Raw genomic sequence first — 21,490 nt, 5'->3', positions numbered from 1 at the left:
CCCCGCCGCTTTTGTGTCGAGGAAAACAAGTATACATGAGTCTCCCGGGAACCCCAACGGCTTCGGGCGGGGTGCGAGGGGCGGGGTCGCCTCCGTGAAACGCGATCCGGGGAGGGGCGTCAATTCGTTGCACTGAAAAGGGTTGAGCGCCGGGCTCGGCGGAATGCTTCGTATGTGGTATGATTCGGAGGCCGGACTTTTCTTCCCCGCGCCGGCGCGAGGTGACGCCATGCGCCCGTTCCGCCCGTTCCCGTTCGCGCTCTTCCTCTTCGCCGCGCTCTTCGCCGCCGCGCCGGGCATTCCCCTCGCCGCTCCGCCCGATCCGTCTGAGCCGCGTTCCGCAGAAGAGGGGACCGGTTTCACCTGCCTCGGACTCCTCACCGAGGAGGAGGAGGCGAAGCGGACGGGCGCGCTCGACTACAGGGTCGTCGATCTGGAGCCCTACCCGATCCGGCTCGCCGAGACGGTGAGCGCCCGCGACTCGGTCTACATCGTGGAGCTCTTTCAGACGCTGGTCCCTTACATGGAAAAGGTCTACGGGCCGGTGCTCTACGATGGCGCGCTCGGATTCAGCATCGACAGCACCCTGACCAACATGGCCTACGCCGGATACGGCGCTCTCCGGATGCCGAGAATCAGTCCCACCATCGGCGCCGACGGGGATGGCGACGGGCTCGTCGACGAGGATCCCTACAACGGGATCGACGACGACGGCGACGGCCGGATCGACGAGGATCCGGACAATGTCCCCTCCTGGGACAACATGTTCATCCATGAACTGACCCATGTGTGGCAGAGCCAGCTCATCTGGAGTCCGATCACGCCGAACTGGCTCGTCGAGGCCTTCGCCCGGGCGGCGGAGTACCTGATCCCCTTCGAGGCGGAGCGGGACGGCTGCCCTCGCCGCCTCGGCATCGAATCGATCGCCGAGCCGGTGGCGAATCTGGACCTCCACGACGAGGCGGGGGCGCAGGTGCTCGGCGGGGGAATCCGGCTGATCGACCGCGTGGACCGGAATCTCGCCTACCGGCACGCCGGCGCGACGCTTCTACTCCCGATCTTCGCGGAACTGGCGGAGGGGAGAAGCGCACCACATCCGATGCGGCGTTTCGTGGAGGAGATGAATGCGGAACGTCTGTCGTACGAACCTCGTATTCTCAGATCCGCCGTGGACCGCGCCTGGAACTCGCCGGTGGACGGTGTTTTCCCGCCGAGCCGATGGCTCTCCGCCCGCTCCATCGCTTTCGAGGATTTTCGTTTGGGCTCTTTCCTCGCCCTCTTCCCCACCGCCGCCTCCGGCGGCGTGAATCCGGGATGGCTCTACGTTCTGCTTTTCGAGAGGGTGACGACCTATTCCTATGACTATCGAACCGACGGGCGCGTCCTCGTCTACACGGGTCCGGCGGGAAGCGCGGTGCAACCCCTGGAGGAAGGGCCGACCTTCATTCATCCCCCCGCGCTGCCGCCGGGGGCGTATCTCGTCGAGGCGGAGGCGACCGGCGCGGAAGGGGAATCACTGCGCGCCCGCACCTGGATACTGAAGACGGCGGACGGGAGGAACGCCTTCTCCGAGTGGGGGGGCTCGGCGGTCGTCTTCGCGGGACCGGACGGAATCCCCTACGACCCGGTGGGCCTCCGCACCAACGGGCGGATCGTGGAGCGCGTGCCGGGAGGCGCGATCGTCGATCTCCCGGGCGGCGGATCGCTTCATTTCGAAAGCGACGCCGGCCCCCTCGGAACGATAACCATACCGGAGGGGTTTCCGAGGTTCGCCGTGATCGGCGCGAACCGGGATCCGTCGGAAGGTGTCGTCTCCTGGTCCCCCTATCATCCTCGACCGGGGGAGGAGGTAACCGTCTTCCTCCACAAGGGCGACTCCCCGCTCGATTCGGGAGGGAGCGATCCGCTCTTGAGTGTTTCGTGGTCGACGAGCCCGCTGCAGGTATTTCTCTCGAGAATCGCGGACCCCGATCTCTGGACCTGCCGAATCCGAGTGCCACCGGGCACGGAATACATGCATCTCCATTTCTCGTCCAGATACGATGATGGACATAGATTCAGATATTTCGCCGTCCCCCCGATCCTCTTCGACACTGAAAGCGGCGCGGGGTTTCTAGAGGCGCGCGTCGAGGGCGGGCGGCTCGTTCTGCTGTTCGACGGATGGGCGAACCGTTCCCGTTACCACCTCGCCTCGGCGCCGTCCGACGACGGACCGTGGACCGAGCGTCCCGACCCTCCGCGTCCGTTGAACGGCGACGCGACCCTCCTCGCCTGGGATCTGGACGATGGCGCGGCGGGACTCCGCTACCGCGTGATCGAACGCGCTTACGGGATGGAGAAGACGCTCGTCACGCTCGCGCATTCGATCGGGACGGAAAGCGCGGCGGAGGCCTCCGCCCCCTTCCCCAATCCGAGCCGCGCGGCGGTACGGTGGACGATCGAGACGCCCCGCCCGATGGATGCGGACTTCTCCGTTTACAACGCGGCGGGACGGCGCGTCCACGGGCCGGAGACGCTCCGGATCGACGCGGGGAGCGCGGAGATACTCTGGGACGGGCGCACTTCCTCCGGGCGCCGCGCCGCGGAAGGCGTCTACCTCCTCCGCATCGCCGCGCCCGGTTTCGAGGCGACCCGCAAGGTGGTGCTGATAGGTAAATAGGGACGGATCCCGAGTTTCTTCCCCTCGCCCCGCATCCCCACAAAAAAAGGGACGGACGAGTCGCCCGTCCCCCGCCGGCGGAGGGTCCTTTGGGTGCCAACAGTCCGGATCAGGGCGCGGGCGCGCAGGAGATGTCCTCCCGGTTCTCGTCCCAACAAGCCTCTTCCCCGCCGTTGTAATCCTCCACCAACAGACTTCCCGTTCCGTCCGCCTCGTTCCACCGGATGAACCAGTCCGCCCCCGCCGCGTCTTCGTGGTAGTCGATCCGGCAGTCGGCGTCGTAACGGATGTAACTCAACTCGTCCCCCGGATTCTCCATGTGATCCGTGACGCGCAGCTCCTCGAAGTCCGCGTCGTTCTCCCACTCTAGGGTCACCATCTTCGGCTTCCCCGCCAGGTTCCAGTCGTAGAAACGGAAAACGCCGGAGTGTCCGCCCGGACTCGTCTCTCCTTCGAACCAGAGTTCGCGGTCGACCGGCGGGTCGAGATGGAGGGCGGTGACCCGCATCTCCCACGTCGCGTGGTCCCCCTCGTCCTTTCCGCGGAGGCGGATCTGCACATCCTCGTCGGCCATCACGTGCGTGTACACCCAGAGGTATGCCCCATCCGGTTGCCGGCTCGGAAAAGTGTGCACCGCGAGGGCGAGGGCGGCCACGGGCGGCGCGAGGGCGATCTCGGTGAACGCGTGAAGGGCGACCACGCGGATCGCCGCGTTCAAAAAGTTCTGATGCGAACCGTTCAGCGCCTTCGCGCCTCCGTCGAAGAACCCGGTTTCAAAATCGAGCGAGGCCGCGTCCGGAAGGACCGGTGGTGATTCGTTCTTCTCCGGCGCGGTGGGCGCGTTTTCGGCGCATCCCGCGATCAGCGCGAGCCCGATCAGCGCCGCCCCCGCCCTGCCGATCCATCGCTTCTTCATCTCCTTCTCCTTTCCCTGCGCGTCGTCCTCGGCCCCCCGGAGGAAGCCCGCCTTTCCCTGACGAAGAAGATGTATTGCACGAGCCGTGCCAGGGAAGCCGCAGGAAAGCCGATCCGGCAATCCATTCCAAAACAACGCGTTGCCCGTTGGGGTCCGCGCGAACCCCGGATCGAGCGCCGTCGCGCGCTTTCACGGTTGCTGTTTCTTTTCACGGGAAAAGGAACGGGGCGCCCGGCGGAAAGACCGGACGCCCCGAGACGCGAAGCATGGTCGGGATCAGAAGTAATAGGAGAGACCGATCATCAGGTTCCCTCCCTCCCCCTCTTCCTCGATGGGCGTTTCCACGCGGAAGGTGGTCCCGTCGGGGAGCTTGGTCTCCGCGGTCTTGTTCGCCCAGTTGATGAAGGAGAGGCGGAGGCAGGTGTCGAGGGCGAAATGATCGTTGAAGAAATAGACCAGTCCGCCGCCGATCACCGCGCCGGAACCGGTGGTTTCATAGGAGTACGCGTCGCCCTCCTCGGCGGACATGAAGAAACCTCCCAACCCACCCATGACGTAGGGACGGAGGGGCCGGCCGAGCCGGAAAAGGTAGGCCGCCTCGAAGACGCCGCTGCCGGAGTAGAAATCGATATTGTCCTTGTCGGTGTCGTGCTCGGCGACGGAGAGGCGCAGGCGGAGGAGGAAGGATTCCGTGAAGGCCCAGCCGAGCTGCAGATCCAGCCCGCCGCCGTCCTCGTCGATGTAAACGCTCCCCGGCGGCGAACCTTCCTTGCGGTCCTCCGCGCCTAAATTATCGGTGTGCAGCCCGAGACCGAGGAAGAAGCCCTCCACCTCCGCCTCCGCCCGGGCGACCCGTGGAACGAAGAAGAGAAGCAGGACGGCGAGCGCCGAGAGGTAGACGCCTCCCATTCTCCGTCCGGTGATTCGCTGTCTCATGACGTTACTCCTCGCGAATGGATCCGTCCCTCTCCGCTTCGATGCGGTAGGCCTGGATCTTCTTGTGCAAATTGGTTCTGTCGATTCTCAAGAGGCGGGCCGCCTCGGAGACGTTCCCCTTGGACTCGGAGAGCGCCTCGCGAATACAGACCGCCTCGAACCGGCGCCGCGCTTCGACCAGCCCGCCGAGCCGGAGGATCTCCCCCGGCGGGGCGGCGCTTATCCCGCGCTCCGCCGGCGCCTCGTCCCCGGGCGCCGAATCGGCGAGAATCCCCGCCGCTCTCAGATCGGCGAGACCGATCTCCGGCCCCCGGGACATGATCACCAGACGCTCCACCACGTTGTTCAGTTCGCGCACGTTGCCCGGCCAGGGAAGGCGGTCGAGAACGACCTGCGCTTCTTCCGAAATCGCGCGGGGCGGCTGGTTGTTCTCTATGCGATATCGCTCGAGGAAATGAGCGGTGAGCTTCGGAATGTCCTCGCGGCGCTCGCGTAGCGGCGGCACCTCGATCGGCACCACGTTCAAACGGAAAAAGAGGTCCTCTCGGAAGCGACCCTCCGCGACCTCCGTATCGAGATTTTTATTCGTGGCGGCGATCACCCGCACGTTCACCTTGATCACGCCTCCGCCGCCGACTTTCTCGATCTCCCCCTCCTGCAGCACCCGGAGCACCTTCGCCTGGGCGCGCAGGCTCATGTCGGCCACCTCGTCCAGGAAGAGGGTCCCGCCGTCGGCCTGCTGGAACTTCCCCTCGCGGGAGGAGACGGCGCCGGTGTAGGCGCCCTTCATCGCGCCGAAGAGCTCGCTCTCGATCAGCTCCTCCGGGATGGCGGCGCAGTTCACCTTGACGAAGGGCCGCCCGCGTCGCGGGCTCGACTCGTGGACGGCGCGCGCCGCGAGTTCCTTGCCGGTGCCGCTCTCGCCGCGGATCAGGATGCGCGCGGTGGTCGGCGCCGACCGCTCGATCTCGGCGCGGACGCGGCGCATTGCCGGCGAATCGCCGAGCATGACGTGGCGACCCGCCTCACGCGCCTTCAACTCCCGCACCTCGCGTCCGATGGTGCCGAAGCGGAGGGCGTTCCGCACCGCCACCAGCACCCGTTCCTTGGTGAGCGGCTTCTCCAGGAAATCGAAGGCTCCCTCGCGGGTCGCCTCGACGGCGGTGGCGACGGTGGCGTGCCCGGAGATCATAATCACCATCTGCTCCGGCTCGGCCCGTCGAATCTCGCGAAGCGTTTCGATACCGTCCATGCCGGGGAGCTTCACATCCAAAACGACAAGGTCGGCGCCCCCTTCTCCGAACAGGCGAATCGCCTCCTCCCCGCTCGCCGCCTCGACGGTCTCGAATCCCTCGGGTCGGAGAATCATGTCCAGGGTGCGGCGGATGTTCTTTTCGTCGTCGACGATCAGGATCTTACCGGTCATGGCCGTCCTCGGGTTCCGGCGCTCCATACGGCGCCTCGGGCAGTTGAATCGTAAAGGTCGTTCCGCGGCCCGGCTCGCTCCGGATGCCGATCGTCCCGCCGTGGGCGGTGATGATTCCCTCCACGATGGGGAGGCCGAGCCCCATGCCGCCGCTCTTGGTGGTGAAGTCCGGCTCGAAGACGCGCTCCCGGTCGGCGTCCGGGATGCCGCATCCGCCATCGATCACGGCGATGCGAATCCCGTCCGCGCTCTCGGCGCGAAGGCGGACCCTCTCGGGGCGGCCGGCGGCGCGACAGGCGGCGAGGCCGTTGTCGATCAGATTGATGAGCGCGCGGCGCAGCTCTTCCGGATCGAAGCGGGCGGCGACGGACCCCCGGGGCGCATCGAGCCCGACCCGTTCCGGACCGTAGAGGCGCGACAGCTCCTCCAGGAGAGCGATCAGATCGCCGCGGCGCGGCTTCGGTTCCGGAAGGCGGGCGAAGTCGTGGAACTCCCGGACCAGCCGGCGGAGCGCCTGCACCTCCTCGTCGACGATCTCCGTCGCTTCTTCGAGGAAGCGGCGGTACTCGTCGTCGCCGTCGCCGGGATAACGGTCCCGGATCTCCTGCACCGCGAGCTGGATCGGCGTGAGGGGATTCTTGATCTCATGGGCGAGGGTGCGGGCGAGGTCGCGCCACGCCGCTTTCCTCTCCAGCCGGGCGACGGTGACGCGCTGCTCCGCCAGGCGCTCCACCATCCGGTTGAACGCCTCCTGCAGGACCCGCGTCTCGCCGCCGCCGCGGATGGGGACGCGCGTCTCCAGGTCGCCGGCGGCGACGCGGCCGGTGCTCGCCACGAGGTCCTCGATCGGCCGGGCGAGGCGCCGAGCCAACACGGCGCCGATCGCCACGGCGATGAGCAGAAGGAATAGATAGCTGAGCAGGAAGGGAACCGCGTAGCTGCGAACCACGGCGCTCCGTGAGAGGCGGAGCCCCTCGATGAGCGACATCGCCTCCACGATTCTCTCCGCCCGCTCGATCATTTCCGGTTCGAGGGGGCGCGCGAAGAGCACCCGTTCGCCGTCGGGGAGGGCGGCGACGAGGGCGAGCCTCCCCCCGATCCTCTCCGGCGCGGTGGTTCTCTCTCCCGGAACGGGGCCGCGGCCCGCCGCCCAGGCAATCAGCTCCGCGTCCTCCGGAGACGGCCCGGCGGCGGCGTCCCTCCCCTCCGAGAGCGGAAGGATCAGCAGATTTTCCCCGCCGGGGAGGGCGTTGATCGTTTCGATATCAAGCTTGTTTCGCGCGATCCGCGGCAGCCAGATCCTCTCCGTCTCGCCCCGAAAATCCGCTTTCGCCGCGCGGAGTCGCGCCCGCGACTCGTCCAGGCCGGCGGCGAGAGCGCCGGAAACCACATCGCCGGTTCCGGGGCCGAGACTCCGGGCGAGGAGATGCCACACCAAGAAACTCGCGGGAATCGCCGGGAGCAGGCTGACCACGACGAAGAGGGTGATGAGGCGATTCCTAATCCTGCGCATCGCGAAGCTCCTCGGGACGGAACCAGTCGGAAGAGGCGGCGCCCTCCGGCGGTCCTTCGTCGCCGCCGCCGAAGAAATAGCGAATCAACCCGCCGAAGCCGAGGGAGACTTCCCGGCGGTCCGCGTCGCGATCCGTTCCCGCGTCGCCGCCGGAGATCCAGTCGCCGATCCTCTCCTTCTCGGCGGGAGCGATGGCGTGGGAGACGATGCCGGCCCGGATCCGGTAGCGACGGCTTCCCTCCATCGCCGCGAGGGGCGCTACTTCCAGGCCGCTCAGGTCGCGCAGAAAACGCCGGAGGGAATCGATGTCCTCGAGGCGGCGCTCCGCGGCGGCGCGCCCCTCGTCGCGTACGCGGAAGATCTCTTCCCAGAGGTCGTAGGCGATCCGGAAGCGGACGGAACGGCGGACCAGGACGCGCTCCTCCTCGTCGACCAGCTCGACGACCACGTCCAGCGCAGACGGGAGCCCGCCCCGCATCGACTCCGCGGCCCGCTCGTCCGGCAGACCGGCGGTGGCGACGTCGCAGAGAAGGGTATCGCCGGAGAGGACCGCCTCCACGGCGACCACCCGCGGCCCTTCTTCGGACGCGGCGGCGGCGAGGGCCGAAAGCGCCGCGACGAGAAGACCGGCGAGAACGACGGGACAGATATGGGAAAAGGGGGGCCGCCGCTTCATCAGAAGGTCCACCCGAAAGAACCATTGATGTGATAACTTTCTTTCGCCGGCGTATCGGTGAGAGGGACGCCCACGTCCAAGCCGATCCATCCCACCCAGGGGAGGCGGCAGCGAAGGCCGTACCCGGCACCGATCGCCACGTCCCCCCAGGTCGGTTCTCCGTCGACGATCCAACCGTCCCCGGCGTCGATGAAGAGCAGTCCGGCGAGACGCGGGTTCGCCCGGTCGCCGACCAGCGCCCCGCGCATCTCGAGAGAGGCGCTCCAGAAGCGGGTTTCCCCTTCGGTGACGCTGAGGGACTGCGTGGGGAAACCGCGGACCGTGAAGAGGCCGCCCACGTAGAAGCGGTCGAACCAGGGGGCGCGCGGCGTGGTGACGCCCGCGCGGAGCCGCGCGCCGAAGGAGAGCCCCCCCGCGGAGCGATAGGCGCGGACATCGGCGGTGGAATAGGGGAATCCCTTGTCGTGATCGAAGACGCCGCCGACGCGGAGCCGTCCCCAAACGCCGGCGGCCGGGGTCGCGGCGACGAGCCGCTCGCTCCGGTTGTCCCAGATCAGATCGAGGCGGGCCGTTCCCCTTACCCGCTCCCCCACGTCGGCGCGGATCTCCGGGGGAAGGTCCTCATAGGCGAGTTCATCCCCCGTCTCGATCCCCCGCGTCTCCCGATCGTTCCACGCCTCGGCGACGGACTCCACCTCCGCCGCCTCGAAGCCGGCGCCCGCCTCGAGGGTGAGCCTCGAGCGGATCTCGCGGCCGCCGTACAGCTCGAAACCGCCGCGGGCGACGGAGTGCTGGTACTCGACGCCGTTTAAAAAGTAGATCCGCCCGTAGCCGATGGCGGACCCGTACAGGCCATAGTAGGATTTGCGATCGCCGAAGCGAGGTTCTTCATATCGAAAGGTCGCTCCGCTCATGCGATTGCCGATGACGACCTGCGCGCGCACTCTTTCGCCGTTGCCGAGACGGTTGTCGGCGCGAAACTCTACGGGGATCAAGTACCAACCGGAGAGGTCCTGATAGCCTGCGCCGAAGCGCCACTCCACCGGCTTCTCTTTCGCGTCGACGATGAGGACGATACGTCCCCTCTCCGAGCCGCGCCGCGAGGAGACATCCACATCGGCGAAGATCTCGCTCTCGCGGAGGTTCTCGATGGCTCGGGGGAGCGAATCGGGCGGCACACTCTCACCCGGTTCCAATCCGAGAGCGGCCCAGATCGTCGACTCCTTGGTGCGGTCGTTCCCGGTGACTTCGATCGCCTCGACGATCAGCCCGTCGCCCGACTCCTCGGCGGCGGCGAATGCGCCCGTCGCCGCGGCGAGAACGGAGCCGCAGACGAGGTAAAGAAGAAGCAGCCCGCGCGTCCGTCTTCCCGCCATTTGCCTGTTTCGTATCAAAGAGAACACCCTCTCCACCTCCGGTTCCTAGCCCGGAGAGAGTCCATCGCAAGGGCCGTGCCCGCGCGTCTCCACGGGAACGAGCGGGCTTGCTTTTTGTAACCCATTTTAGATCAACGCGTTGAAAAAATATATCCGGGACGGTCCCCGCCCGACGCGGTCAGACTAGCAGGTGGTGTGAAAATTCACAACAGGTATCGATTCTCTCCTGTCGCGCCCCTTCCACAGAGGGGATGCGATGAAAGGGCCCTCGGAACCGGATTCATTTTTCTCGGGCGAAGCGGAGGAAAAGGTATGCGGTTCCGGGCGCGCGCCGATCCCCCCTACTCCCCTCCGAGCTCCGCCGCGATCGCGAAGATGGCGTGGGCGCCCGGCATCGGATACCCGGTGATCGTCTCGTAATCCTCGTCCAGCAGGTTCCGGCCGGCGACCTGCAACTCCACGCCGGCGCCGATCGAACGGGCGAGGGTGAGATTCAGTAAGGTGTAGCCGGGGAGTTCGTCCTTCCGGCCGTTCGCCCCGTAGAGACGGTCGACGCGCCTCGCCTCGCCGCTCACCCGGAAACCGTGGCGGCGCGACGAAACGGTGAGCCCGAGCATCTGCTCCGGCTTGCCGATCGTCTCGTCCTCCAGGTCCTGGAAGGCGGCGAAGAGGCGGCCGCGAAAGAGCGGGTGCGCCCAGCGCAACTCCCACTCGATCCCTTGATGGGTGAACTCTCCGCTGTTCACGTAGGCGGGCGGCGGCGCGGTGAAGAGGATCATGTTGTCGCCGGTCATCCGCCAGAGAGAGACCTCGGTCGCGACGCGGCGCGTCATCTCCCACGCCGCGCCGAACTCGACGTTCACCGTGCGCTCCGGCTCCAGATCCTCGTCCGACGGCGGGAGGAGATAGAGGTCGCGGATCGTCGGCGAGCGGAAGCCGCGCGAGGCGGACGCGCGCAGCGTCAGCACCGGCAGCGCTTCCACCGCCACGCCCCCCTCGGGCACGAAGATCCAGCCGTAGGTGGTGTGGTGGTGCGCCCGCGCCGTGCCGGCCAGCGTGATCCGGCTCGTCACCGGCGCCTGCAACGTGAGCGACGGCGCCGTTTCGACGATGTGATAGGCGCCCCAGTCGGTGACGCCCGTCTCGGTCCGCGTCTCCGCCTCGCCGCCGGCGCGCGAGAAATCGAACCCGGCGGTCGCCACGTATCCACGCCCGAGGGCGCGGCTCGCGAAGGCGGTCACGCCGATCACGCGATCGTAGGAATCCCAGCCGTCGCTGAACTCGTGCCTCCCCCAGTTCACATAGGGGAGCACCCGCGCCGTCGTCGCCCCTTCATGATAGGTCGCCGAGAGGGAGCCGTTGTAGCGGGTGATGTCGATCTCGAGGCCGGGCGCGCCCCCCTCCGGCCCCGGATCCTTCCCTTCGATGGGGACCATCGCCCCCTGCATGCGGAAATCCCACGGCCCGCGCCGCCAGCCGATCGACCCGGACGCCTGCGTCCTTTCGTAGTCGTCCGGCGCGTCGGAGCGGTGGCCGTCGGTTTGTGTGCGGCCGATCGTCATCCGCCAGTCGAGGCCGTTGTGCAGCATGCCGGCCGCGGTGGCGCTGGCGTCCACAGTCCCCCAGGGACCGAACTCGGCGCGGAAGGGGAAACGAAGCCCGGGCGCGCCCTGCCGCCGCGTGAGGATGTGGATCACCCCCCCCATCGCGTTCTGTCCGTACACCGCCGACGCCGGCCCGCGCAACACCTCTACGCGCTCCACCTCGCCGAGCGCGTAGGCGTCCGGCACCGGGTGCCCGAAGAGGCCGACGTAGTCCGGCCGCCCGTCGACGAGGACGAGCACCTGGCTGTTGGGGGCCTCGCCGCCGATCCCGCGCATGGCGATCTGCCCCGCCGCGCCCGGCCCGAGGCCGAAGCCGGCGACGTTCCTTTGCGTGACGTAGAGCCCGGGAGACGAGGACGCGATCGCGTCCAGAACCGACGTCGCTCCGGTGGCGCGGAGTTCCTCCCCCTCGATCACCGACACCGAGCCGGGTACCTTGCGCCTCGCCGTCTCGACGCGCGTGGCGGTCACCACGATCGGGTCGGCGACGAAGGTGGTGTCCCACTCGGCGGCCCCTTCGGCGGGGTTCGGCGCCGCGCCCGCACCTCCGTCCGATGCGGCGGCGTTCGGGACGATCACGGCCGCGGCGAGACAAAGCGCCGCGACGAACGGAATCCGGGCGCGGCTCGTGCGCGCCAAAGTCGCTCCATGCATTTCAGGTCCTCTATATCCGGGGAAGTTCTCGTTTGTCCGAGAGATTCACGCCTGCGCCGGATGAAAACAATACCACGACGGAATAAATAGGGATAGTCACCCATTCGGATCGAGTGAAAACAAGACACCGGATACCGACAACGGTTCCGCGGCACCCGGCGTCTCATTCCGGCATTTCCTTAATAGTTGACATCCTCCACGGCGCGGTCGCAGGATCGGAATCGTCCTGCGGTTTCCCATGCGCTGCGAGGTGCGAGATGAACGCCCGGAAGATCCTCGGTCTCGTCCTGCTCGCGGTCCTCCTCTCCGTTTGCATCCTCTACGGAGACGGTCCGGACCGCGAGGCAAACGATTCGAGAACGGAACAGACGGTCCGATAAAATCAAATAGGGACGGTCACCTGTTATTGCAGTGGTGAGCGCCCCTGTTTGCCTAATGCCCGAACCCGCGCGAGACTCTTCTTTTTTTCTTCTCCGCCTGCTACAATCCGCGAAACATCGACACCGGAAAGAGCCATGTCCGAAGCGAACCACCTACTCACCGTCTGGAATCCCTACTACTGCGCGGACGCGCTCGACCAGCACATCACCATTCTCCTCGACTGGGGGGAACGCGCCCTGCAAAACGGGGCGAAGGAAGAGGACGTCTACGTCTGGTGGGCGAAAGTACGGTCGCCCCGGCGCCCCTCCCCTCTCGATCACATGGAACAGATCCTCGCGTTGAATGAGCAGATCGCCGCCGGTGTGGAGACCCATCTCTACGTCACCGATTATCAGTCTCTCTACGTCGGATGGCTGGCCGGAATCGTCTGCGACAATTTGCGCGGGATGGAATCGGAGAAAGACCATCTGCCGTCCTATTATCGCGAAGCCTCCTGGCCGGTCGACTGCTGGATGAAGCTGCGCGACATCCGCTGCATCGTCGCGCACGACACCACCGAGGCGTGCCGCGAGATGGGAGGGCTTCTCAACACCCGATACGACGACAAGCCGGTCTCCATCTACGGCGGTATGGTGGACGTGCCGCTCATCGTCCGGCAAAAGCGTCCGCGCACCTGGTTCGCCGGGAGGGAGGAAGTAACGGGCGGGCGCATCTGGGCGAGAGCGGACGCCGAACACCGGGGCGAGTCGAGCCGGCTCGCCAAGGAATTGCGGGAAAACCTCTTCGGGAAGGAAATCTGGCACGGGATGGAGCCGGAGACGCGCCGCTTCCTGTCGGCGGGCGAGGCGGTCTACCGCGCCCGCCGGGAGGATCCGCGCTTCGATTTCTCGCCGGTGGTGGTGGAATACGCCAAGGCGGTGGAAACGGAACTCCACGCCCTTCTGTTCCCGCCGATCGCGCGGAAACTGGCGGACGCGCCGGCGGCGAAGAGGATCATCACGTCGGACAAGCGCCCCGAGATCGACCTCGCCGCCCACGACCGTCACGAAACGATCGGATCGATCCAGCATCTTCTGAAGAACAGCACGATCTTCAAGGACGCGGTCCGCGCGGCCCTCCCCCGCCACGCCGTCTGGCTCCTCGAACGCCTCCCGAGCGAGGTGAACGACCTCCGCCGTTATCGCAATCCCGCCGCCCACGACCAAATGCTCGCCCGCGCCGACGTCGATCCCATCCGCGCCGACGTCCTCGGCATCGGCTGCGAGGGGTTGATCGTACGGATCGTGAAGGCGAAGGGAGTTGGGTAGGAGAGGAAAATATGACGACAGCCGGCCCCCGAACCAAGCAAAAAGTAGTCGTCTCTTTGAGAGAGCATGAAAAGAAGCTCAGAAGAAGAGTGGATTCTGAATGGACTCGATGGGCTCGCAAACCGACAAGAATGACCCATGAAAAAGCGAACGGTTTCTTGCTTGGAGCAATACTAGATAGAGCCGTAAACGCGGATCGAGCCTGGGATAACGGCGAATGGGTGGCGGAGGTGCTGACGAGGGATCCGAACGACCCGAAGTCGCTTTGGACCAACCTGCGGTCGATGCCGGCCGTTCGTCTCAGGAACTTCCTTCGGTATGGCCGTGGGGGCCGGGCCGTTCACCGTTATTACAAGGGTTTTTCGAGGTGGCTCAAGGAAACCGCTGAAGTGATGATCGATGAATATAACGGCGATCCCCGCAAGATCTGGAACGCTCAGAGAGACGTGAATGTCGTCCGTGAGCGCCTTCTCGAAATCCCGGGTATCGGCACCGGAATCGCGGAAATGACCCTACTGATTCTCGCCCGCAATAAAGGACTTCTCGGCGGCAGAAAGGCGAAACCCCATATCAACGTCAAACCGGACGTCCACGTTCGCCGCGTTTTCATCCGCTCCGGTCTCGTGAAAAGAGGAGCATCCGACCGGGAGGTCATGGACACCGCCCGTGAACTCGCCCCCGATTTTCCCGGATCCCTCGACGCTCCCTGTTGGGACATCGGACGGAAATACTGCCGGCCGCGCCGGCCGGACTGCGCGGAATGCCCGCTGACAGCGGTTTGCCCGGGAACCGGTCTTTCGACGAGACGCGAGTAGCCGCCTCGAGGAGAAACCATGGATCCACGAATCGATGAAGCGAAAAGGAGGCTCGTCCGAGCCGTTCGTGCCCTTCCCCGGGACCGGCAACCCTCCCCCGGAGGCCCGGAGAAGGACTGGAAGGAGAAACTGTCCCCGGACTGGCTCTGGGACCATCTCCTGCTCAGTTTCGCCACCTGGGGCTCCTCATACGGGGCGGAAGGCCTGATCAACAATGCCGAGAACCGTTCGCAGGTGGAATACGAGAAACTACTGGCAATGCCTTTCGAGAAACGCCGCAATCATATCGAACCGGTTCTCCGCCGGGCGAAGGTGCGTTATCCGGAAAAGAAGGCGCTCTATCTTGCTCGCAACGTGGATTGGATCGCCGAGAGAGGAGGCCCCGCCCGGATAGGTGAAGAGATCCTTGGAATGGAGGGGCTGAAACCGAAAACAAGATACCTCGAACAACTCTCCGGAATCGGCCAGAAGTACTCAAGGAACATCCTCCGCGACATCAACGATCCCGATGCAACCCACTCGATCGCGCTCGACTCGCGATTCAAGAACGTCACCCGCACCCTGGGATTGTCCTTCTCGACCTATGAAGAAGAGGAACGGTTCTATCTCGACGTGGCGGATGAGTTGGGGGTCCTGGGATCGATGCTCGATTACTCGATCTACGAGAATTACAAGGAGATCATCGACAAGCTCTGAACACGCGCCACCGGAAACCGGCGGCCTCTAACTCCCCACAACGGTCACGAACTCGGCCACGACCCGCACCTCGTTCTCTTCCTCCGGCTCGAGGATGATCGGCTCGAAGTCCGGGTTCTTCGGCCTCAGAATCACCCGTGTGTGCTCCCATTCCCCCTCTTCGGCGCCCCGCTTTTCGCTTTCATAGATCTTCACGGTGTACTGGCCGCCGGTATGGGGATCGGACACGCCGGAATGCCAGACGAGAACGACCTTCCCCACCCTCGTCCCGGCGGACGGCGACTTGAATAGACAATACGCGCCGTCCGGGATCATCGGTTCCATCGACTTCCCGTACACCCGCGCAACGAACATGCCCTCCGAGAATCTGGGCGCCCCGTCCCAGACAATCCACTCTCCCGCCCACTCGTCGAAGCGATCGAAGGAAAGCTGCTCCTCCCCGAAACGGCCGGCCGCCGCCTGCAAGGTCGTGAGCGGAACGCAATCCCTCCAAGCGGTTTCGCGATTCGGCTCGACGAATCGGAAGGGCCGGTTCTCCCCCGCCTCCGGACAATGCTTCCGCAGGATAGCCCACAGTTTGTTCGGATCCTCGCAGACCTCGAAATCCCATTGCCCGTATTTCCCCAGGTTATTAACCGCGGCGGTCCATTTCCGCGCGGCGGCGTTCTTCGCCTTGACTTGGTCTTCCGCGTGGATGAGCCCTCCTCCCCCCTTGATCTCCAGCATCACCATCACGCCGTTCTTCAATCGCACGAGGAAGTCCGGCTCGTAGTTGTGCGCGTTTTCGCCGTACTCGTACGGAACGATCAATCCGATCTGTCGGTCGTTGGGAGTGAAACACTCGACGCAGTCGAGTTCCTCCATGACCTCGATCGCCCGGCGCTCTAAATCGCTGAAGATCACCGCCGCGTTCAGGTGGCTTTTCACGAGCCGCCGGACCGGCCGCGTCGTCTTCGAGTTGACATTCGCCGTCGTCGTGTACTGCTCGAAGGAGTTCAACACCGGGAGGAGCTTCCGGTCCTCGCTCGCGACGGCCGGCAGGATGTTGTCCCGCACTCTCTCTCGTAGCATCCGGCTGTACCGTTCGAGGCCCAGTTCCCTCTCGTCCGTGCCGGGGCGGAAGGTCACCTTCTTGCGGATGTACTCCTCCACGATCGCGACGATTTCCGGGAAGAGCTGGTGCCGCGCGAGCAGCTTGATCTTTCCCCGCTCCGACTCGTCCGCCTCGGCGCCCCTGAGGAGATCGTCCAGGATGAGTTGGGCGAGACGGAAGATCAGCTGCTGGGGACGCACGGAATCGTAGTACTCGTCCCTCGTCTGCCGGACGAAATCCCCCGCGTCCGCCCTCTCACCTTCGTCGTCCCGGATCCCCCGCGTCGGCGCGAGCCACACCTCGCCCGGCTCCTGATCCACGATCAAGGGCTCCATCGCGTCCACGTCGCACCGGATCCCCGAGTCCCGCAGGGCGTACACGTAGCTCTCCACGTTCGGCATACGGATCTCGAACGCCGCCCGATCGGGCAGCGCGTAGATGTCGTGATAGGTCCTCGGGACGGGTGGATTGCTCGGCGTCACCGACTTGAACGGAATCAGCGAGAAGGGAATGCCGTAGACGTCGACATACTCCGGCGGCAGCAGCCCGGTCTCCGGGTCGGGCGTATAACTCATCCTCCGGAGCCCGCGCCCGACGACCTGTTCGCAGAGGAGCTGGCTCCCGAAGGCCCGCACGCCGAGCACGTGGGTCACGTTGTTTGCGTCCCACCCCTCGGTGAGCATCGAAACCGACACGATGCACCGTACCTGCTCCCCTGCCCCCCCTCGCTTCCCGACCGTGTCGATGATCTCCCTGAGACGGAGGGCTGCCTCGTCCTTGCTCTCCCCCTCCTCCGTCTCGATCTTCTTGAGCAGATCCGAGTCGATCCGTATGGTGTGCTGTTCCTTTTCGGTGTTCCCCAGCTCGGGCAGGATGGCGCTCGCCTGGTATTTCTTGACCTGGATCGTCTTCCCCTGCTCGTTCGCCGTTTCCTCCTCCTGCTCCCCGCTGATCTTCCGGAAGAAAACCTCCGCCAGATCGGTGTTGTCGCAGACCACGATCATCGCGGGGGGAACGAAGGGTTGCCCGTCCGCGTCCTCCCGGGCCTTTTCGAAGTGTTTCTTCCACTGCGCGGCGAGCGTCGCCAGCGCCCCCTCGGCGTACTTGTAGATCGCCTCCGGCTTGGGCTGTCCCCGCCGGATGTAGTCTCCCGCCTTCAGATCCTTTTGGGTGATGTTATGCCAGAGGCGGAAGTACCTGGGGTCGGGCCGCCCCGCGTCGTCCTTCGTCCCCGCGTCGTCACGGACCGGCAGCCTCGGCACCTTGACGATGCCGCACTCGATCGCGTCCACCAAGCCGAAATCGCTCACCAGCCACGGGAAGGGGCTCCCCTCCGGATAGCCGCTCGTGGAGAGGTAAAATGGGGTCGCCGAGAGATCGACGCACCCCAGAATCGCCGGGGCCGGGCCTCCGCCGTTCCGGCCGGCCAGCCCGCTGTTGTTGATCCGGTCGAGTCCGGCGAGCCAGACGCGCGCCGTGTCCGCCTCCTCCGACAACTCCTTCTTCTTCTCCCGGTCCAGCCCCTCGACCGCCTCCTTCTCCTCCTTCTTGCTGAGCGGCCGCCCCCGCCAGCAGTGGTGCCCTTCATCGTTCAGCACCAGGATCGGCAGACGGCTCACGAGATCGCCGAGCCGGTCCTTGGTGAACGCCTCGGGGGTCTCCTCCCCCTTGTTCACCACCGCGTAGCTCTTCCCCCCTTCCACGTGCTCGCTCTTCGGCGCGAAGACGTGCCAGTTGGTGATGAGCACCTTCCCCGCGTTCAGGTATTCGCGGTACTTGGGCGGCACCAGATCGAAGGCGTCGTAGTAGTTGTCCGGATCCTCCGGGCGGAGTACCTGCAGCCTCTTCCTCACCGTGAGGTTCGGCGCGCAGACCAGCACCCCGCTCGGGTAGTGCGCCGACGCCGGATTCCTCCCCCGGTTGCAGAACGCCCAGGCGATCAGCATCCCCATGATGATCGTCTTGCCGCTCCCGGTCGCCATCTTGCAGCCGAGCCGCAGGAGCGGGAGCAGATCCGCGTCGGAGGGGGGATCGATGAGACGCGGCGGGTGATCGCCGACCAGCGAGGGGAGATCCGGTGGTTCGCCGCGACGGAGCTGATCCACGACCCCGGCGCCCACCTCGAAGTTCTTGAAACCGGTGGCGTGCAGCCGCCCGGGAAGAGCCAGCTCGAGCAGGTAGATGAGTGTCTCCGCCGACTCTCTCTGGCAGAAGAAGAGGCGCCTCGGGCGATCCTCCCCCATCCACCATTCGAGGAGTTCCTTGGTCACCCGCGAGGCGCCGCGGTAACCCGATTCACGCCACCGCTTCACGTCCCCGCGGAGCGCGTTCACCAACGGGAGGCTGTCCCTCTCCTCCTCGGCGAAGAGATCCTGCTCCTTCGCGCCGGTCCTCTTCGTCTTGAACCAGTAGCTCGCCTCCCGCCGCCCGTCCATCAGGCTCGGGACGCCCTCCTTATAGAGCCAGTGCTTGGTCGGTTCGCCGTAGGGATCGTTGATGACCGGATTGTCCACCGCCTGCGTCGGCTTCCAATCGGGCGGCGGCGTCTCCTCGCGGCGGCTCGCTCTCCCCTTGCTCATCGACGCTCTCCCCGCGCTCCTATTCCCCGAGAAGCTCCGGATGGTTCTCCGTGAGCCACGCCCGCGCGTCCTTCATCAGCCCCCGCGCGAAATCCCGGAGTTCCTCCGCGTCCACCTCGGTCACCCCGCCGGCTACGATGTAATCTGCCTCGTTCCGCTTGCGCCGGCACGTCTCCAGGTAGTCCGCGTCCTCCCGCCGTTCCGGCCCAAGAATGAGAGGGAGCGAGGCGAGGGCGCGATAATGATGAGCCGTGTGAGCCGGGCGGTAACCCGACGCGGCGAGGAGGAGCGTGCACAGCTTGAGGGCGGCGTTGTAGGCGATCCCGAAACGCCAGTCCGGCGAGATCGCCCCTCCGGCGTCTTCCAAATCGCGCCGCACGATGCCGAGGAGACCGCGGACCTCCTCACGGCTCGTCCGATGCGTTTGCAGCCACCCGTTACGGCGCCAATCCTCTAAGGTCATCCTCGTTCCCCAGGACGAAGACCTTCGGTCCCCGAAGAACGCCGGCGAGGAAGTGGTCCTTTTCCTTCCGCCGCCGCCGGAACTCCTCCGGCGTCATCACCACCGGATTCACCTCCCGCCCAATCGCCTCGGTCGCACCCCGGAGCGCCCCCGCGATCTTCCGAAGCCCCGCCTTTCCGACGACGAGAAGGTCCACGTCGCTCCCGCCCTTCTCCTCTCCCTTCGCCACCGACCCGAACACGAAGGCGACGCGGATCTCCTCCCCCGAAAGCGCCTCCCGGAGATGGTCCGCGAGCCCCGCCGTCTTCAGCGCCAGGCTCCGGATCTCCGGGAAGAGCGGGTGGCTCCGGTTGGCGGAGTAATAGAGGCGGTTTCCGTCCCGCCTCGCGATCAGAAGGTCCAGGCGCGCCAGCTTCCGGAGTTCCTCCCGGATCGCCCGGTCGTTGAAGCCGGTCCTTCTCTCGATCTCGCGGACGTGGATCTCCGTCTCCGGCCCCGCGAAGAGGAGCCGGAACACCTCCGCCCGTATCTTCGACCCCACCAGTTCGCCGAGTAGACTCATAATGCGTGCTTTTACCACGCAATTGCGTGGTATTTCCACTCAAAAATCATTCCCCGTCCAAATGGGCGAAGGTCATCACCTCGTTCCCCCGGGGATCGATCACCTTGACGGCAATCCTCTTGTGTTTTCCCGGTTTGAAGGGGAGGGAGACGGTCCCCTGAAACGCCTCGAACGCCTCCGGATCGGCCTGGGAGCCGAGCGCCTTGGCGATCTTCCCCCAGGCGTCCCTGTCCGGGAAGAAGGCCTGGGTGACGCAGAAGCAGCGCCCGTCGTAGTCGGCGTCCAGGAACCAGGCGGCCACCTTCTCCGCCTTGGAGGAGCGGATCTCCCCCTTAAGGGGATCGTAGATGTCCACGCCGACCAGCTCGACCACATGCTCCTCTTTCTTCTTCTTCACGCGGATCTCCGGCCGTCCGAAGACGGTGAAGAGCTGGCTGTCCGGCGTCTCCTTGAGGAGCCCTTCCATGCCGGGGCCGACGTCCGGCCGGATGTGGGCCATGTGGATCTTGAGCCGGGGATTGGCCGACTCCTGGATCACCGCCGACGCTTCGGAGTCGAAGCTGAACCCGGCGACCACCAGCTCGTCGTAGCGCCGGCTCGCGCGGATCAGATCCTCCACCTGCTCGGCGGTCACCGGCCCGTGCGGAGGACCGAATCCGACCGCCACGTTGTTGGGGCGCTCCTCGTCCGTCCCCTCCCAGATCCCCTCGGCGTGGACCGTCGTCCCGCTCTTCTCCTCGTAGAGCGCGTCGAGGCGCGCGAAGCGGGAGAAGCGGTTGCCGGGGAAGGTGACGCCGTCCTTCCGGAGAAGGGCGGTCATCCGCGTGAGGTAGGCGTGGAGATTCCGCGCGTCGTCCCGCACGTCCTCCCCCTCTCCGTCGTCACCGTACGATTCCGGCGCGCCGCCGAAGAGGCCGCTTTCGCCGAGGGAGAGTTCCCCGGGGCGGACCCCTTCGACGGTGAAGGGACCGGAGACGCGGACCACCCCCTTCTCGACCTCCGGCTTGTCGACCAGTTCCTCCTGGTCGGCGTTCGCGGCGATGCACGCGTTCACCTCGTCCATCTTCTCGCGCCACGCCTTCCGGTAATCGGTCACCGCGTCTTGTAGATCCTTCGGCCAATCCGGATCGACGTCGAAGGGGACCTCCCAGTCGTACCAGCCGGGGAAATCGACGGGGACGGTCATCTTCGCCTTGATATCGCGGTTCTCCGGCGGGAGGAGCCAGCGCCGCCGGTCGGCGTCGGTGATGGAGCGCTTCTTCTCTTTTTTCTCTTTCTGGAGGAGCTTGGCCCGGCACTTCTCGCGGATTTCGTCCGAGACGCCGGCGAGCGCTTTGTTGCACTTGTCGAGGGCGGCTTTCAGGATCGGCTCGTGCTTTTCGAAGATGGGATCGAGGTTCTGGTTCTGGGCGATGCTCTTCAGTGTGATGTGGGGGACGGTCTTGTAGAAGAAGCCGCTCGACGGGCCACGCGATTCGTCCCGCAAACGGTATTGATCGTACTTGGCGGTCAGGATGCGCTGGCGGGCGATCGCGACGGCGACACGGCTCGTGTCGATGGTGATCCAGCGGCGCCCCCACTGCTCGGCGACATAGGCGGTGGTGCCCCCGCCGCATGTAGGGTCGAGGACGAGGTCGCCGGGATCGGTGGTCATGAGTAGGCAGCGTTCGATTACTCGTGACGCGGTTTGTACGGCATAGACCTTCCTGTCGACCACGCTAAATGTACTGACAACGGTATCCATCCAAACAGAAGTGGCCCCTATTCCTTGGACAGTCAGGCGGCTGAGCTAAGGTGGACTCGGGTGTCTTGATCATGCCGCCGCTTCCTGATG

General features: G+C 65.7%; 14 protein-coding genes and 1 pseudogene. 4 read left to right on the top strand and 11 right to left on the bottom strand.

The genetic code is table 11. The features are described 5' to 3' along the window. Positions 1–229: 229 nt before the first annotated feature. On the top strand, positions 230–2,659 hold the full coding sequence (locus tag JW958_00220; protein MBN1824653.1) for a hypothetical protein: 2,430 nt from the start codon (positions 230–232) through the stop codon (positions 2,657–2,659). 109 nt (positions 2,660–2,768) lie between these two features. Here JW958_00220 and JW958_00215 read toward each other — a convergent pair whose 3' ends face one another. From JW958_00215 to JW958_00185, 7 genes are all read right to left on the bottom strand, one after another. Next, entirely contained in the window at positions 2,769–3,575 is an 807-nt protein-coding gene (locus tag JW958_00215) for a hypothetical protein (GenBank protein ID MBN1824652.1), read from the bottom strand. A 276-nt stretch (positions 3,576–3,851) separates the two neighbouring features. Beyond that, complete coding sequence (locus tag JW958_00210) at positions 3,852–4,511, bottom strand: outer membrane beta-barrel protein (GenBank protein MBN1824651.1); 660 nt, start codon at positions 4,509–4,511, stop codon at positions 3,852–3,854. A gap of 4 nt (positions 4,512–4,515) precedes the next feature. After that, positions 4,516–5,937, bottom strand: coding sequence for a sigma-54-dependent Fis family transcriptional regulator (locus JW958_00205; GenBank protein MBN1824650.1), 1,422 nt, complete (start codon positions 5,935–5,937; stop codon positions 4,516–4,518). Beyond that, a complete protein-coding gene (locus JW958_00200) occupies positions 5,927–7,450 on the bottom strand; it encodes a HAMP domain-containing protein (GenBank protein ID MBN1824649.1) in 1,524 nt (507 codons plus the stop codon). Before JW958_00200 ends, JW958_00205 begins: the two co-directional genes overlap by 11 nt. Continuing rightward, on the bottom strand, positions 7,437–8,126 hold the full coding sequence (locus tag JW958_00195) for a DUF4390 domain-containing protein (protein ID MBN1824648.1): 690 nt from the start codon (positions 8,124–8,126) through the stop codon (positions 7,437–7,439). The genes JW958_00200 and JW958_00195 overlap by 14 nt, the downstream gene beginning before the upstream one ends. After that, positions 8,126–9,502, bottom strand: coding sequence for a BamA/TamA family outer membrane protein (locus JW958_00190; GenBank protein ID MBN1824647.1), 1,377 nt, complete (start codon positions 9,500–9,502; stop codon positions 8,126–8,128). The genes JW958_00195 and JW958_00190 overlap by 1 nt, the downstream gene beginning before the upstream one ends. Before the next feature lie 341 nt (positions 9,503–9,843). Further along, positions 9,844–11,760: a TonB-dependent receptor gene (locus JW958_00185; GenBank protein ID MBN1824646.1), complete on the bottom strand. Its 1,917-nt coding sequence runs from the start codon at positions 11,758–11,760 to the stop codon at positions 9,844–9,846. Between the two features lie 515 nt (positions 11,761–12,275). Here JW958_00185 and JW958_00180 point away from each other — a divergent pair. The 3 genes from JW958_00180 (at position 12,276) to JW958_00170 (ending at position 14,959) form a co-directional block, all read left to right on the top strand. After that, the gene (locus JW958_00180) at positions 12,276–13,448 is read left to right on the top strand and encodes a hypothetical protein (protein MBN1824645.1); all 1,173 of its coding nucleotides are present in this window, start codon (positions 12,276–12,278) and stop codon (positions 13,446–13,448) included. Positions 13,449–13,840: 392 nt separating this feature from the next. Next, entirely contained in the window at positions 13,841–14,263 is a 423-nt protein-coding gene (locus JW958_00175; GenBank protein ID MBN1824644.1) for a hypothetical protein, read from the top strand. Positions 14,264–14,281: 18 nt separating this feature from the next. Beyond that, positions 14,282–14,959, top strand: a complete 678-nt coding sequence (locus JW958_00170) for a hypothetical protein (GenBank protein MBN1824643.1) — start codon at positions 14,282–14,284, stop codon at positions 14,957–14,959. A gap of 27 nt (positions 14,960–14,986) precedes the next feature. Here the strand turns inward: JW958_00170 and JW958_00165 are convergent, their stop codons facing one another. The 4 genes and pseudogenes from JW958_00165 to JW958_00150 form a co-directional block, all read right to left on the bottom strand. Then, positions 14,987–18,631 carry a DEAD/DEAH box helicase family protein gene (locus tag JW958_00165; protein ID MBN1824642.1) on the bottom strand — a complete coding sequence of 1,215 codons (3,645 nt, stop codon included), beginning with the start codon at positions 18,629–18,631 and terminating at the stop codon, positions 14,987–14,989. Positions 18,632–18,650: 19 nt separating this feature from the next. Then, positions 18,651–19,094, bottom strand: a complete 444-nt coding sequence (locus tag JW958_00160) for a hypothetical protein (protein ID MBN1824641.1) — start codon at positions 19,092–19,094, stop codon at positions 18,651–18,653. Continuing rightward, entirely contained in the window at positions 19,069–19,656 is a 588-nt protein-coding gene (locus tag JW958_00155; protein MBN1824640.1) for a nucleotidyltransferase domain-containing protein, read from the bottom strand. The genes JW958_00160 and JW958_00155 overlap by 26 nt, the downstream gene beginning before the upstream one ends. Positions 19,657–21,004: 1,348 nt before the next feature. Beyond that, a pseudogene (locus JW958_00150) lies at positions 21,005–21,400 on the bottom strand (site-specific DNA-methyltransferase). Positions 21,401–21,490: the final 90 nt, after the last annotated feature.

The sequence above is a fragment of the Candidatus Eisenbacteria bacterium genome, assembly GCA_016930695.1.
GTDB lineage: Bacteria > Orphanbacterota > Orphanbacteria > Orphanbacterales > Orphanbacteraceae > JAFGGD01.
This window is presented reverse-complemented; position numbering and strand designations above follow the sequence as displayed.